This window comes from Intrasporangium zincisolvens, from assembly GCF_034724055.1.
Lineage (GTDB): Bacteria > Actinomycetota > Actinomycetes > Actinomycetales > Dermatophilaceae > Monashia > Monashia zincisolvens.
The window spans coordinates 584,852-598,155 of sequence record NZ_JAWIIL010000002.1 but is presented as its reverse complement, the minus strand read 5'-3'; the positions used below and the strand labels follow the sequence as shown (position 1 = coordinate 598,155).

General features: G+C 72.9%; 12 protein-coding genes and 2 tRNA genes. 5 read left to right on the top strand and 9 right to left on the bottom strand.

Annotated features, from left to right (window positions below; translation table 11 throughout):
* Nucleotides 1-13: 13 nt before the first annotated feature.
* The 3 genes from RY076_RS07080 to leuC form a co-directional block, all read right to left on the bottom strand.
* Nucleotides 14-1,354, bottom strand: a complete 1,341-nt coding sequence (locus RY076_RS07080; protein WP_323096891.1) for an HU family DNA-binding protein — start codon at nucleotides 1,352-1,354, stop codon at nucleotides 14-16.
* 285 nt (nucleotides 1,355-1,639) lie between these two features.
* Nucleotides 1,640-2,233, bottom strand: a complete 594-nt coding sequence (gene leuD / locus RY076_RS07075) for a 3-isopropylmalate dehydratase small subunit (protein ID WP_323096890.1) — start codon at nucleotides 2,231-2,233, stop codon at nucleotides 1,640-1,642.
* A 3-nt stretch (nucleotides 2,234-2,236) separates the two neighbouring features.
* Nucleotides 2,237-3,676 carry a 3-isopropylmalate dehydratase large subunit gene (gene leuC / locus RY076_RS07070; protein WP_323096889.1) on the bottom strand — a complete coding sequence of 480 codons (1,440 nt, stop codon included), beginning with the start codon at nucleotides 3,674-3,676 and terminating at the stop codon, nucleotides 2,237-2,239.
* A gap of 142 nt (nucleotides 3,677-3,818) precedes the next feature.
* On the opposite strand from leuC, the gene RY076_RS07065 reads away from it, so the two are divergent.
* The 3 genes from RY076_RS07065 to fgd all read left to right on the top strand — a co-directional run bounded on the left by RY076_RS07065 (nucleotide 3,819) and on the right by fgd (nucleotide 6,785).
* Nucleotides 3,819-4,571, top strand: coding sequence for an IclR family transcriptional regulator (locus RY076_RS07065; protein WP_323096888.1), 753 nt, complete (start codon nucleotides 3,819-3,821; stop codon nucleotides 4,569-4,571).
* 157 nt (nucleotides 4,572-4,728) lie between these two features.
* Nucleotides 4,729-5,706 carry a L,D-transpeptidase family protein gene (locus RY076_RS07060; protein WP_323096887.1) on the top strand — a complete coding sequence of 326 codons (978 nt, stop codon included), beginning with the start codon at nucleotides 4,729-4,731 and terminating at the stop codon, nucleotides 5,704-5,706.
* Between the two features lie 71 nt (nucleotides 5,707-5,777).
* A complete protein-coding gene (fgd, locus tag RY076_RS07055; RefSeq protein ID WP_323096886.1) occupies nucleotides 5,778-6,785 on the top strand; it encodes a glucose-6-phosphate dehydrogenase (coenzyme-F420) in 1,008 nt (335 codons plus the stop codon).
* Between the two features lie 23 nt (nucleotides 6,786-6,808).
* Here the strand turns inward: fgd and RY076_RS07050 are convergent, their stop codons facing one another.
* The gene (locus RY076_RS07050) at nucleotides 6,809-7,258 is read right to left on the bottom strand and encodes a monooxygenase family protein (RefSeq protein ID WP_323096885.1); all 450 of its coding nucleotides are present in this window, start codon (nucleotides 7,256-7,258) and stop codon (nucleotides 6,809-6,811) included.
* Nucleotides 7,259-7,315: 57 nt separating this feature from the next.
* On the opposite strand from RY076_RS07050, the gene RY076_RS07045 reads away from it, so the two are divergent.
* Entirely contained in the window at nucleotides 7,316-7,630 is a 315-nt protein-coding gene (locus RY076_RS07045; protein WP_323096884.1) for a hypothetical protein, read from the top strand.
* A gap of 37 nt (nucleotides 7,631-7,667) precedes the next feature.
* Nucleotides 7,668-9,920, top strand: coding sequence for a bifunctional lysylphosphatidylglycerol flippase/synthetase MprF (locus tag RY076_RS07040; RefSeq protein ID WP_323096883.1), 2,253 nt, complete (start codon nucleotides 7,668-7,670; stop codon nucleotides 9,918-9,920).
* 73 nt (nucleotides 9,921-9,993) lie between these two features.
* Here the strand turns inward: RY076_RS07040 and RY076_RS07035 are convergent.
* The 5 genes from RY076_RS07035 to gltX form a co-directional block, all read right to left on the bottom strand.
* Nucleotides 9,994-10,066, bottom strand: a tRNA-Glu gene (locus tag RY076_RS07035).
* 90 nt (nucleotides 10,067-10,156) lie between these two features.
* Nucleotides 10,157-10,228, bottom strand: a tRNA-Gln gene (locus tag RY076_RS07030).
* Between the two features lie 60 nt (nucleotides 10,229-10,288).
* Complete coding sequence (locus RY076_RS07025; protein WP_323096882.1) at nucleotides 10,289-11,059, bottom strand: HAD family hydrolase; 771 nt, start codon at nucleotides 11,057-11,059, stop codon at nucleotides 10,289-10,291.
* Complete coding sequence (locus tag RY076_RS07020; RefSeq protein ID WP_323096881.1) at nucleotides 11,056-11,718, bottom strand: GNAT family N-acetyltransferase; 663 nt, start codon at nucleotides 11,716-11,718, stop codon at nucleotides 11,056-11,058. The genes RY076_RS07025 and RY076_RS07020 overlap by 4 nt, the downstream gene beginning before the upstream one ends.
* A 7-nt stretch (nucleotides 11,719-11,725) precedes the next feature.
* Complete coding sequence (gene gltX, locus RY076_RS07015; protein ID WP_413785750.1) at nucleotides 11,726-13,165, bottom strand: glutamate--tRNA ligase; 1,440 nt, start codon at nucleotides 13,163-13,165, stop codon at nucleotides 11,726-11,728.
* Nucleotides 13,166-13,304: the final 139 nt, after the last annotated feature.

The following is a 13,304-nucleotide window of genomic DNA, read 5'->3' as shown; positions in this document are numbered from 1 at the left end:
TGGGACCGACGCGTCAGCGGGCGCTCTTGCGCGCCGTCGTCTTCTTCGCGGCGGCCTTGGTGGTGGTCGTCGTCTTCTTCGCCGCGGTCCGGGCCGGGGCGGCCTTGGTCGCGGTCTTCTTCGCCGTGGTCTTCGTGGCGGCGGCGCGAGCCGGAGCGGCCTTGGTGGCCGTCGTCTTACGGGCCGTGGTCGCCGTCTTCGCCGCCGTCTTGGTCGCCGCCGTCCTGGCCGGGGCGGCCTTGGTCGCGGTCTTCTTCGCCGTGGTCTTCGTGGCGGCGGCGCGAGCCGGAGCGGCCTTGGTGGCCGTCGTCTTACGGGCCGTGGTCGCCGTCTTCGCCGCCGTCTTGGTCGCCGCCGTCCTGGCCGGGGCGGCCTTGGTCGCGGTCTTCTTCGCCGTGGTCTTCGTGGCGGCGGCGCGAGCCGGAGCGGCCTTGGTGGCCGTCGTCTTACGGGCCGTGGTCGCCGTCTTCGCCGCCGTCTTGGTCGCCGCCGTCCTGGCCGGGGCGGCCTTGGTCGCGGTCTTCTTCGCCGTGGTCTTCGTGGCGGCGGCGCGAGCCGGAGCGGCCTTGGTGGCCGTCGTCTTACGGGCCGTGGTCGCCGTCTTCGCCGCCGTCTTGGTCGCCGCCGTCCTGGCCGGGGCGGCCTTGGTCGCGGTCTTCTTCGCCGTGGTCTTCGTGGCGGCGGCGCGAGCCGGAGCGGCCTTGGTGGCCGTCGTCTTACGGGCCGTGGTCGCCGTCTTCGCCGCCGTCTTGGTCGCCGCCGTCCTGGCCGGGGCGGCCTTGGTCGCGGTCTTCTTCGCCGTGGTCTTCGTGGCGGCGGCGCGAGCCGGAGCGGCCTTGGTGGCCGTCGTCTTACGGGCCGTGGTCGCCGTCTTCGCCGCCGTCTTGGTCGCCGCCGCCTTGGCCGGGGCGGCCTTGGTCGCGGTCTTCCTCGCCGCCGTCTTCGTCGCTGCCGCCTTGGTGGTGGTGGCGGTGGCCTTCTTGGCGGTCGTCTTCTTCGCAGCCGCCTTCGTCGCCGGTGCCGCGGTCGCGGTGCCGGCCGTGGCGCGCGCGGCGGCGGACTCGGTGCGCGAGACCTTCTTGGCGCCGGAGACGATCTCCTTGAAGTTCGTGCCCGAGCGGAACTTGGGGACGCGCGTCCTCTTGATGCGCACGGTCTGACCCGTCTTGGGGTTGCGCCCGGTCCGGGCCGCGCGGTCGGCGCGCTCGAAGGTGCCGAAGCCGGTGATCCCGACCTTGTTGCCCTTGGCGACCTCGCGGATGACGACGTCGAGGAAGGCCTCGAGGGCGTCGGAGGCCATCTTCTTGCTGCCGAGCTTCTTCTCCAGCGCGTCGACCAGTTCTGCCTTGTTCACGTCTTTCCCTCCAGAGGACTGTCGGTGTCAGGCGACCCGACGTGGGCATCCGGAACTCGTCCGGCTACGACATGACGTTAGGCCCGTCGGGCAGGTTCGTCCATCACCCCGGGGCGTGCTTTTCGTTGTGTCGCAAGGACTTTGACGCCTCTGCGCCCCACCGGGGAAGCCCGGGATGCCCCATCCGGAGCGGCGCGCCAGATGGGGAAAGAAGAACGGATCCCACTGTGTCACAGTGGGATCCGCCTTCTGGAGCAGGATCTGGGCGCGTTTTCGGCCAGGACGTCAGACCGGGGTCGTCACCGGCTTGTGGCTCGGGCGACGCTTCTCGAATTCGGACACCTCGTCCTCGTGTCGGAGGGTCAGACCGATGTCGTCGAGCCCCTCGAGCAGCCGCCAGCGGGTGTAGTCGTCGATGTCGAAGGCCGCGACGATCTCGCCGGCGCGGACCGTGCGGGACACCAGGTCGACCTCGATCTCGGCACCCGGGTTGTTCTCCAGGTGCTTCCAGATGAGCTCGACGTCGTCCTGGGCGACGGCGGCGGTGAGCAGCCCCTGCTTGCCGCTGTTCCCGCGGAAGATGTCGGCGAAGCGGGAGGAGATGACGACGCGGAAGCCGTAGTTCATCAGCGCCCAGACGGCGTGCTCGCGGCTCGAACCGGTGCCGAAGTCCGGGCCGGCCACGAGCACCGAGCCGCCCGCGTACACCGGGCTGTTGAGCACGAAGGACTCGTCCTTGCGCCACGCCGCGAAGAGGCCGTCCTCGAACCCGGTGCGCGTGACGCGCTTGAGGTACTCGGCCGGGATGATCTGGTCGGTGTCGACGTTGCTGCGCCGCAGCGGCACCCCGACCCCGGTGTGGGTCTCGAACTTCTCCATGGCTCAGGCCTCCCCGGTGGTGCTGGATGCGACGGCGCGCTCGGCGGCGGAGCCGAGGTCGGCCGGGCTCGAGAGCGTGCCGCGCACGGCGGTGGCGGCCGCGACGAGCGGGCTGACGAGGTGGGTGCGACCACCCTTGCCCTGGCGTCCCTCGAAGTTGCGGTTGGACGTCGAGGCGCTGCGCTCCCCCGGCGACAGAGTGTCGGGGTTCATGCCGAGGCACATGGAGCAGCCGGGCAGGCGCCACTCGGCCCCGGCGTCGGTGAACACGGCGTCGAGCCCCTCGGACTCGGCCTGCAGGCGCACCTTGGCCGAGCCGGGCACGACGAGCATCCGGACGCCGTCGGCGACCCGACGGCCCTTGATGACGTCGGCGGCGGCCCGGAGGTCCTCGATGCGGCCGTTGGTGCACGAGCCGACGAAGACGGTGTCGACCTTGATGTCGCGCAAGGGCGTTCCGGCCTCGAGGCCCATGTACGTCAGGGCGTTGGCCGCGGCGAGGCGGTCGCTCTCGTCGGCGAAGGACTCCGGGTCGGGCACCGAGTCGCCGAGCGGGAGCCCCTGGCCCGGGTTGGTGCCCCACGTGACGAACGGCGTCAGGCTCGAGGCGTCGATGTCGACCTCGGCGTCGAAGACGGCATCGGCGTCGGTGCGCAGCGCAGTCCACTCGGCGACGGCGGCGTCCCAGTCGGCTCCCGTCGGGGCGTGCGGGCGACCCTGCAGGTAGTCGAAGGTCGTCTGGTCGGGGGCGATCATGCCCGCGCGGGCTCCGGCCTCGATCGACATGTTGCAGACGGTCATCCGGGCCTCCATCGACAGGGCCTCGATGGCCTCGCCGCGGTACTCGATGACGTAGCCCTGGCCACCGCCGGTGCCGATCTTGGCGATGACCGCCAGCACGATGTCCTTGGCGGTGACGCCGCCCGGCAGCGATCCGCCGACGTTGACCGCGAGGGTGCGGAACGGCTTGAGCGGCAGCGTCTGCGTGGCGAGCACGTGCTCGACCTCGGAGGTGCCGATGCCGAACGCAAGCGCCCCGAAGGCCCCGTGCGTCGAGGTGTGGCTGTCGCCGCAGACGACGGTCATGCCGGGCTGCGTCAGGCCCAGCTGCGGGCCGACGACGTGGACGATGCCCTGGTCGGCGTCGCCCATCGGGTAGAGGTGGACCCCGAACTCCTCGCAGTTGCGGCGCAGCGTCTCGACCTGGACCTTCGAGACGGGGTCGGTGATCGGGCCGGGCGTCGTCGGGACGTTGTGGTCCTCGGTCGCGAGGGTGAGGTCCGGGCGGCGCACCGGGCGGCCGGCGAGCCGGAGGCCGTCGAAGGCCTGCGGGCTCGTCACCTCGTGCAGCAGGTGCAGATCGATGTAGAGGAGGTCGGGCTCGCCCTCGGCGCGCCTGACGACGTGTGCGTCCCAGACCTTCTCGGCCAGTGTCCCTGCCATCTCATCCCTCCGGGCGGCGTTCGGCTTGCTCCAGCGCGTGCGCCACCGAGGACCGGCTCGCGACGTCGCTGTCCTGAAAGCCTCGCCCTTTTGTGCGCGTCATGGATTGACGTCTCAGTGCCTGAGACGTCAATATCAGTGCATGGACAACTCTTCTGGGGTCGGCGTCCTCGACAAGGCGGCCACGGTGCTGGGCGCCCTCGAGGCCGGTCCGGCCACGCTCGCACAGCTCGTCGGCGCCACCGGTCTGGCGCGCCCCACGGCGCACCGCCTGGCCGTCGCCCTCGAGCACCACCGGCTCGTCTCGCGCGACATGCAGGGCCGTTTCGTCCTCGGCCCGCGGCTCGGTGAGCTCGCGTCGGCGGCGGGCGAGGACCGACTGCTCGCGGCCGCCGGGCCCGTGCTCGGCGCCCTGCGCGACCACACGAACGAGAGCGCGCAGCTGTTCCGGCGCCAGGGCGACCAGCGCATCTGCGTCGCGGCCGCCGAACGGCCCGTCGGCCTGCGCGACTCGATCCCCGTCGGCGCGACGCTCTCGATGCTCGCCGGGTCGGCCGCCCAGGTGCTGCTCGCCTGGGAGGAGCCCGACCGGTTGCACCGCGGGCTGCAGGGTGCGGCGTTCACGGCCACGACGCTCTCGGCCGTGCGCCGACGCGGCTGGGCCCAGAGCGTCGCCGAGCGCGAGGCCGGCGTCGCGTCGGTCTCGGCACCGGTGCGCGGCCCGTCCGGACGGGTCGTCGCGGCCGTGTCGATCTCCGGGCCGATCGAGCGCCTCTCGCGCCAGCCCGGGCGGCTGCACGCTGCGACCGTCGTCGCCGGCGCCAACAAGCTGACCGAGGTGCTGCGCCGCCACCACGCGATGCAGCAGCAGCAACAGCAGCAGCACAACGCCTGACGCGTCAGGCCCGCCCGAGCGGACGTTTCGCAACGGATCGGTCACGATCCGGCGCGGGGCGTCCGCTCGGACAACCTCCGGCACGGTCCGCGCGTCACCCTCGTGCTACCACGGTGCGAGCAGGAGCTGGCACCGACCGTCCTGGTCAGGGGAACCCATGCCGGCTCTCACGTCGCCCGCCCGTCCGACGCGCCACCCGCACCCGTCCGCGCCCGGCCCGCGCGCCTCGCGGTCTCGGGGCGCGCTCGTAGCCGTCGCGTGCGCGCTCGTCGCCTCGCTCGCGGCCTGCTCCTCCGATGCCGGCGGCCAGCCGGCAGCGACCCACGTGGCCGGAGCCACCCCGACCACCACCGTGACGAGCACCGACACGTCGACGCCTGAGCCGACGACGCCCGAGCCGACGACGCCCGAGCCCACCGCTCCCCCGACGACCGCCCCACCGGTGCCGACGCCGTCGGCGACGCCGAGCGCGACGCCCACCCCCGCGCCCGTCGTCCTGCTGCGCCGCGGCGACTCCGGGGCCAAGGTCCGCTCGCTGCAGGCGCGGTTGAAGCAGATCGGCTGGTTCGACGGCGACGTGTCCGACCTCTACGGCAGCCGCACCGAGACCGCTGTCCAGGGCTTCCAGGCCAAGCGCGGAGTCGCCGCCACCGGCAGCCTCGACGAGCCGACGTGGGACAAGCTCGTGTCGATGACCCGGCGACCCACGGCCGACGAGCTGAACAACGTCAAGCCGAAGCCGAAGCCCGACACCGCCGCGGCCGACCTCGACCCGCGCTGCCTCACCGGACGCGTCATGTGCGTCAGCAAGACGACCCGCCACCTGACGTGGGTCATCGACGGCGTCCCCCAGTACGGCTTCGACGTGCGGTTCGGCAGCGACGAGCTGCCCACGCGCGAGGGCGTCTTCACGGTCTACAAGAAGAAGAAGGACGTCATCTCGAACCTCTACCACACGCCGATGCCGTACTCGATGTTCTTCTCCGGCGGCCAGGCGGTGCACTACTCCTCGAACTTCGCCCGGCTCGGCTACGCCGGCTCCTCGCACGGCTGCGTCAACGTGCGCGACTGGGACGGGATCGTCCGGCTCTACGGGGAGTCACGCATCGGCGACAAGGTCGTCATCCACTGGTGACCCGCCCCTGCGGGAGCCCGACGCCGCGGACGTAGGCTGACCGGACCGGTTCCCGAGTCGCAGGAGGCATCGTGCTCAAGGTTGGTTGGAAGGCGTCCGCGGAGCAGTTCGGTCCGCGCGAGCTCGTCACGCTCGCCGCCCAGGCCGAGCAGGTCGGGCTCGACTCGGCGTTCATCTCCGACCACTTCCAGCCGTGGCGCCACCACGAGGGCCACGCGCCGTTCGCGATGTCGTGGCTCGCCGCAGCCGGCGAGCGCACCGAGCGGATCACCCTCGGCACGTCGGTCATGACGCCGACCTTCCGCTACAACCCGGCCGTCGTCGCGCAGGCCTTCGGCACGCTCGGCGCGCTCAACCCGGGGCGCATCGTCCTCGGCATCGGCACCGGCGAGGCCCTCAACGAGGTCGCCGTCGGCGCGGCCGGCTCGCCGTGGCCCGAGTTCAAGGAGCGCTTCGCCCGGCTGCGCGAGTCCGTGCGGCTCATGCGCCGCCTCTGGACCGAGGAGCGCGTCGACTTCGAGGGCGACTACTACCGCACCCACGCCGCGACGATCTACGACCGCCCCGAGCAGCCCATCCCGGTCTACGTCGCCGCCGGCGGGCCGCTCGTGGCCCGGTACGCCGGACGCTCGGGCGACGGCTTCATCTGCACCTCCGGCAAGGGCCGCGAGCTCTACGAGGACCAGCTGATGCCGGCCGTCGACGAGGGCCTGGAGAAGTCCGGGCGCACCCGCAGCGACATCGACCGGATGATCGAGATCAAGCTGTCCTACGACCGCGACCCCGAGAAGGCGCTGCACAACGTCCGGTTCTGGGCGCCGCTGTCGCTGAGCGCCGAGCAGAAGCACGGCGTCGACGACCCGGTCGAGATGGAGCGCCTCGCCGACGAGCTGAGCGACGAGCAGATCGCCAAGCGGTGGATCGTCACGAGCGACCCCCAGGAGGCGGTCGACGCCGTGCGCCAGTACGTCGACTGGGGCTTCGACCACGTGGTCTTCCACGCGCCCGGCCACGACCAGGCCCGGTTCCTCGACCAGTTCGCCGCCGACGTCCTGCCCGGGCTGCGCGAGCTCGGCTGACCGGTCGCGTCCGCCGCGATCGGTCAGGCCGCCCGCTCTCCGGACCCGAGCCGCGCGTGCCGCCGGCGGCTGCGGTCCGCGGTCGCGCCGAACGCCTTGGCAAGGCCCATCGGCGGTGTCGCGACGTAGAAACTCTCGTGCCCGCCTGCGGGCACGGCGTACGTCTCGTGCCAGATGCCGACGGCCCCGGTGGCCCGGCGGCTGCGGCGGTAGAAGGCCGTCCACGCCGGGCGGTGCAGCCGGTCCGGGTCACTCGCGTAGGCGTGGACGTCCTCGACGCTGCGCCAGTACTGCACGACGGTGGGTCCGCCGCCGCCGACGAGGCTGCGGGCCTCGAGGAAGCCGAGGTCGGGCGCCTCCCCCTCGAGCGCGTCCGCGAGGTCGTCGACGCGCTCGACTCGCCCCCGGCGACGCGTCACGACCTGCTCGGCGTCGCCCAGGACGCGCTGCGGCCCACCGGCAGGCCGGCCCACTGCGCTGCGCCGGCCGAAGCGCCCTCCCCCGCGACCCGACGCGTCGCCGCCCTCGGGGTGCCCGACGAGGGCCTCTCCCCCGCGAGCCGCCAGCTGGCCACCGCCCTCGAGGCGGCCGACGCCGGTGGTTGGCCGGTCAGCGACGCCCAGCTCGTCACGTGGTTCGAGGCCATGACCACGGTGGCACGCACCGACGTGGCGCCCGAGCTCGCAGACATGGCTCCCGGCGACGCGATGCGGCACGTCGTCCTCGGCACGGTCCTGACCGACCCCGTGCTGCTCGCCCTGCGCCGGGTCGCCCAGGTCGCCGTCAGCGCGGAGCTGCTCGACGGGGTGGCCGAGAAGCCCGCGCCGCAGCGGCCGCAGGGCTAGAGTCCGAGGCGTCTGCCAGCGCACACGGGAGGGACGCGTGACGGTCGACGAGGCAGGGGGAAGCCGGGCCAGCAGTGCCTCGCGCGCGGCGCGCCCACGCGTGCTCGGGCTCGCGCGACGGGTCCCCTTCACGCTCACGGTCGTCGGGACCATGCTCGTCCTCGGCGCCGCGACCCAGACCCTGTGGTCACCCCTGCGTGACCGGCCGCTGCTCGACGTCGTGGCCTACGGCCTCCCGGCCCTCGAGGCAGGCCGCTGGTGGACGCCGGTCACCGGCGCATTCTTCGCACTCATCCCCGCCCAGTACCTGCCGGTCGCCGGAGGTGCGCTCGTGCTGCTCGGCTGGTCCGAGCTGCGGCTCGGCACGCGTCGGGTGGCGCTCGCGGCCGTGGCCTGCCACCTGGCCGGCGTCCTCGGCGCCTCGGTGGTGCTCCGGCCCCTGGCGAGCACGTCGTGGCCGTGGGCACAGGCGACGGCCGGCGTCCTCGACGTCGGGTTCAGCGCCGGCGCGCTGGGAGCCGTGGCCGCGGCGTCCGCCAGCCTGCGCCCGCCGTGGCGCGGGCGCCTGCGTGCCGTGCTGTCGCTCTACGCCGTGCTGTCGTTCCTCTACATCGGGCTGCTCTGGGACCTCGAGCACCTCCTCGCGATAGGCGCCGGCCTCCTGCTCGGGCCCTATCTCCTCGGGCGGACGCCGATGCGCCCGCACGTGCGGTTCACGCGGCACGAGTGGCGGGTCCTCGCCTTCACGCTCTTCCTCGTGGCGGCCGCGGTGCGGATCGTCCTCTACGTCGTGCCCTCCGACGGCCCGCTGGGTGCGAGCACCACCGACGCCGACGCCATGAGCGTCCTCGTCGGGGCCGGCGTGTCGGTGCTGCTCGCCGACGGGCTGCGGCACGGCTCGCGGCGGGTGTGGCAGCTGGCCGGCGCCCTGACTACGCTCGGCCTGCTCGCGGGGGTCGCGGTGCTCGTCGTCGAGGTCCTGGCGCCGGACCGGCTCGGACCGGGCGACGAGATCGTCTCGGCGGTCCCGCAGCTCGTCGTCGACGTGCTGCTGTGGTCGCTGCAGCTGGGGGTGCTCGTGGCCGGACGCTCGGCCTTCCGGGCGCGCACGCACCGACGCCAGCGGGCCGAGCTCGCCGCCCGGACGGCCGCGCCGGACGACCGCGACACGGCCATCGCCCTGCTCGAGCGGCACGGCGGCACGACGACCTCGTGGATGGGCACGTGGGAGGACAACGCCTGGTTCCTCCTGCCCGCCGCCGACCTTGATCAACCAGGTGACGCGTCCAGCACGTCCGGCACGTCCGGCACGTCTGGCGCAACCCCTGCGTCCGGCGCGTGGCCCCTCGGCTACGTCGCCCACCAGGTGCACCGCGGCGTCGCCGTGGCCCTCGGCGACCCGGTGGCCGCTGACGTCGCCGCGCGGGCCTGTGTCCTCGCGGCGTTCGTCGACGACCAGGAGGCCCGAGGCCGGCAGGTCTGCTTCTTCTCCGTCAGCGACGAGGTCCGCACGTGGGGCGCCGACCGTGGCTACCGGTCGCTCACGGTCGCCGAGGAGGCCCTCATCGAACTGCCGACGCTCCAGTTCACGGGCAAGCGCTGGCAGGACGTCCGCACCGCGCTCAACCGTGCCGCCAAGGAGGGCGTCACCTACCGCGAGGGCCACCTGGCCGACATGCCGCGCGGCGTCCTGAGCCAGGTGCGCGCGATCTCCGAGCTGTGGGTGGGCGACAAGGGGCTGCCCGAGATGGGCTTCACCCTCGGCGGCGTCGACGAGGCGCTCGACCCGCACGTGCGCGTCGGTCTGGCCGTCGACGCCGACCACACCGTCCACGGCGTCACGTCGTGGCTGCCGGTGCACGCCGGTGGCGGGGTGGTGCGCGGGTGGACCCTCGATGTCATGCGGCGCCTGCCCGACGGCTTCCGCCCGGTCACCGAGTTCCTCATCGCGAGCGCGTGCCTCTCCTTCCGCGAGGCGGGCGCCGAGGTCGTGTCGCTGTCCGGGGCCCCGCTGGCGCACGCCGGGGGTGCGGGCCCGGACGCGGACGCGGGGGTCGAGCCGCTCGACCGCCTCCTCGGCGCGCTCGGCGAGGCCCTGGAGCCGCTCTACGGTTTCCGGTCGCTGGAGAGCTTCAAGCAGAAGTTCTCGCCGCGAAGCGTGCCGCTGCACCTCGTCTTCCGCGACGAGGCGGCCCTGCCGCGGGTCGGCCTGGCCCTGACGTCGGCCTACCTGCCAGGCGCCTCGATGCGCGAGCTCGCCCTGGCGGGGGTGCGGGCGCGCCGCGAGTGAACCGGTGCCCGACATGCATGAAGACCCCGGTCCTGGAGGACCGGGGTCTTCTGCTGCTCCTGCGAGCATCACGTAGCCCCGACGGGATTCGAACCCGCGCTACCGCCTTGAGAGGGCGGCGTGCTAGGCCGCTACACAACGGGGCCGTGAGCGGTGCCGATCGACTCGGCACAGGAGAGAACCTTACCGGCTGGCGAGGATTTCTCCGAATCGGCTCTCCCGAGGGAGAACCAGAGCTGGGGTACCAGGACTCGAACCTAGAATGACGGAACCAGAAACCGTAGTGTTGCCAATTACACCATACCCCAAGGGGTTTCACTCCCGAGCGCGCCTTGCGGCCTTCTGCGGTGGTGAACCGAGTGGAAATGTTACCGGTCGACCACCGAACCCCCAAATCGGGTCGTGCGCAGCGCCTCGGCCACGACGTCCAGCCCGTCGACGACCACGACGTCCTCGTCGGTGCCCTGCCCCGCGCGGTCGAGCCACAGCGCCCGCAGACCGGCATCGCGCGCCCCGAGGACGTCCCACGCGATGCTGTCGCCGATGCACACGACGACGTCGGGGTCGACGCCGACGAGGCGGCAGGCCTCCCGGTACACGCGGGGGTCGGGCTTGCCGAAGCCCAGGGTGTCGGTCGTGACGACGACGTCGAACCGCGCCGCGAGGTCGAGCGCCTCGAGCTTGACCTGCGTCGGGGCCGAGGCGGAGTTCGTGAGCAGGGCCACGGGCAGTCCGGCGTCCTCGGCCGTGGCCAGCAGGTGCGGGACGTCCGGGAAGAGCCGCTGCGCGGCGCGGAAGGCGGGCGCGTACGCGTCCTCGAAGACCTCGTAGGCCTCGGCCGGCAGGTCGGCCCCGAACGCCGTGGCCACCTCGGCGAGGCGGCCGGAGCGCATCGCCTCGAAGGCGATCGCGCCCGACGCGTACCTCGGGAACCAGCGCTCCGGGTCGGCGTAGTACCGCTCAGCCATGGCGCGGTGGTCGCCGTCGCGGCCGGGCCACAGCGCGCCGAGCGCCTGCGTGCCGGCCACGACCATAGCCTCGCGGGTGTCGACGATGGTGTCGTCGACGTCGAGCAGCAAGGCCCGGGCGCCGTCGAGCACGAGGGCGAGGGCGTCGCCCGACGCGTCGGCGACGGTCACGAGGCACCCGCCCCCGGGAGCGGGCCGAAGAGCGGCAGGGCAGCCTCGACCCCTTCGATGCCGACGTCGGCCCCGTGCCCGCCGCGGAGCCAGGCCGCGCGCTCGAGGCGGACGTGCTGGAGCCGCTCCCCCGAGTGCTCGAGCACCGAGGTGTGGGTGTCGCGGTAGCCGAGGCGGTAGGAGACACCGAGCGAGGCCGCGTTGTCGACAACCGCCGAGGAGATCGCCGCCCGGGCGCCGAGACGGCCGAAAGCGAGCTCGAGGACGGCGGCACGCATCTGCCGGCCGTACCCGCGCCCGCGGGCCTCGTGCACGAGCCACGACGACGAGTCGACGGTGCGGTCGGCCCGGTAGTCGGGCCCCTCGAGCCACTGCCCGCCGATGATCCGCCCCGCCCGACGCACGACGAAGGGCAGCGCCCAGTCCTCGGGCGACCACATCCCGAGGGCACGCCAGTACCCCTGGACCACGACGGCCCGCCGGTTGGCGGGCACGTCGAGGCCGGCGTACGTGGTGGCGTGGGGGTTGAGCTCGAGGTCGGGCGGCAGGACGTCGCAGACCTCCGGCAGGTCGGCCTCGGTCATGACCCTGAGGTCGAGGTCGGCCATGGCCAGCCGGATGCCGTGCAGCGGCCAGACGCGGTCGAGCACCCCCTGCACCCCGCCCTCAGAGGGAGTCGCGCAGCGCCCGGAGGCGCCCCAGGGTCGAGGTCTTGCCGAGGATCTCCATCGACTCGAACAGCGGCGGCGAGATGCGCTGGCCGGACACCGCGGTGCGCAGCGGGCCGAAGGCGAAGCGCGGCTTGATGCCGAGGCCCTCGACGATCGCGGTGCGCAGGGCCTCCTCGATGGTCGCGGCGTTCCACGCGCTGCCGGTGCCGAGGACGCCGGGCCCGTGGTCGTCGATGTCGCCGAGGACGCGCAGGGCGGCGTCGAGCACGTCGCCCGCGTCGTCCTTGAGCTGGGCCCGGGCGTCGTCGTGGATCTCGAGCTGGTCGTCGGCGACGAAGAAGGGGCCGACGAGCGCCGGCGCCTCGGTGAGCAGCGCCATGCGGGTCTGGATCAGCTCGGCGACGGCCTTGAGGCGCGCGAGCTCGCCGAGCGACTGCGTCTCGCCGAGGATGCCGGCCTCGACGAGGTAGGGCAGCAGCCGGCTCGCGAACTCGCCGACCTCGAGCTGGCGGATGTAGACGCCGTTGAGCCACTCGAGCTTCTTGAGGTCGAAGATCGGCCCGATCGGGTTGACCTTGGCCCAGTCGAAGGTGCGGCTGAAGTCTCCGAAGGTGAAGACCTCGACGTCGTTGCCCTCGGCGTCCTGCTGCGGCGGGTAGGCCAGCAGCGCAAGGAAGTTCACGAGCGCCTCGGGCAGGTAGCCCTGCTCGCGGAACCACGTGAGGCGCGCGGCCGGGTTCTTGCGCTTGGAGATCTTCGACTTGTCGGTGTTGCGCAGCAGCGGCATGTGCGCGAACCGCGGCGCGTCGAGCCCGAGCCACCGGTAGAGCAGGACGTGCTTGGGCGTCGAGGAGATCCACTCCTCGCCGCGCACGACGTGCGTGATGCCCATCAGGTGGTCGTCGACGACGACGGCCATGTGGTAGGTCGGGAAGCCGTCGGCCTTGAGGATGACCTGGTCGTCGGGGCGGGGCGCCGACACCTTGCCGCGGATGACGTCGTCGAAGACGAGCGGCACGTCGTCGGGGATGAGCATGCGCACGACGGGCGTCTCGGTGAAGCCGGGCAGGGCGGCGCGCTCCTCGCGGGTCTTGCCGACGCAGAGACGGTCGTAGCCGGTGGGCTGCTTCGTCTTCTGCTGGATCTCGCGCATCTCGTCGAGGCGCTCCTTGGAGCACCAGCAGTAGTAGGCGTGCCCGTCCGCGATGAGGCGGTCGACGTACGGCCGGTAGGTGTCGAGCCGCTCGCTCTGGCGGTAGGGCTCGAAGGGGCCACCGATGTCGGGCCCCTCGTCCCAGTGCAGCCCGAGCCACGCGAGGGTGTCGTAGAGCTGGGCCTCGGAGTCCTCGCGGAAGCGGGCGCGGTCGGTGTCCTCGACGCGGAGCACGAACTGGCCGCCCTGCTGGCGGGTGAAGGCGAGGTTGAACAGCGACATGTACGCGGTGCCGACGTGCGGGTCACCGGTCGGCGAGGGCGCGACGCGGGTGCGGACCGGACCGGAGCCGTCGGAGGTCGACCGGCGCTCGGGCTGCTCGCTGCGGACCTCGACAGCGTCTGTGGCGTCGGTGGCGGTG

Bases quoted from the DNA above. Each gene is read 5' to 3' on its own strand.
- leuD (WP_323096890.1), bottom strand. From the start codon at position 2,233: ATGGAGAAGTTCGAGACCCACACCGGGGTCGGGGTGCCGCTGCGGCGC.
- leuC (WP_323096889.1), bottom strand. From the start codon at position 3,676: ATGGCAGGGACACTGGCCGAGAAGGTCTGGGACGCACACGTCGTCAGG.
- RY076_RS07065 (WP_323096888.1), top strand. From the start codon at position 3,819: ATGGACAACTCTTCTGGGGTCGGCGTCCTCGACAAGGCGGCCACGGTG.
- RY076_RS07060 (WP_323096887.1), top strand. From the start codon at position 4,729: ATGCCGGCTCTCACGTCGCCCGCCCGTCCGACGCGCCACCCGCACCCG.
- gltX (WP_413785750.1), bottom strand. From the start codon at position 13,165: ATGTCGCTGTTCAACCTCGCCTTCACCCGCCAGCAGGGCGGCCAGTTC.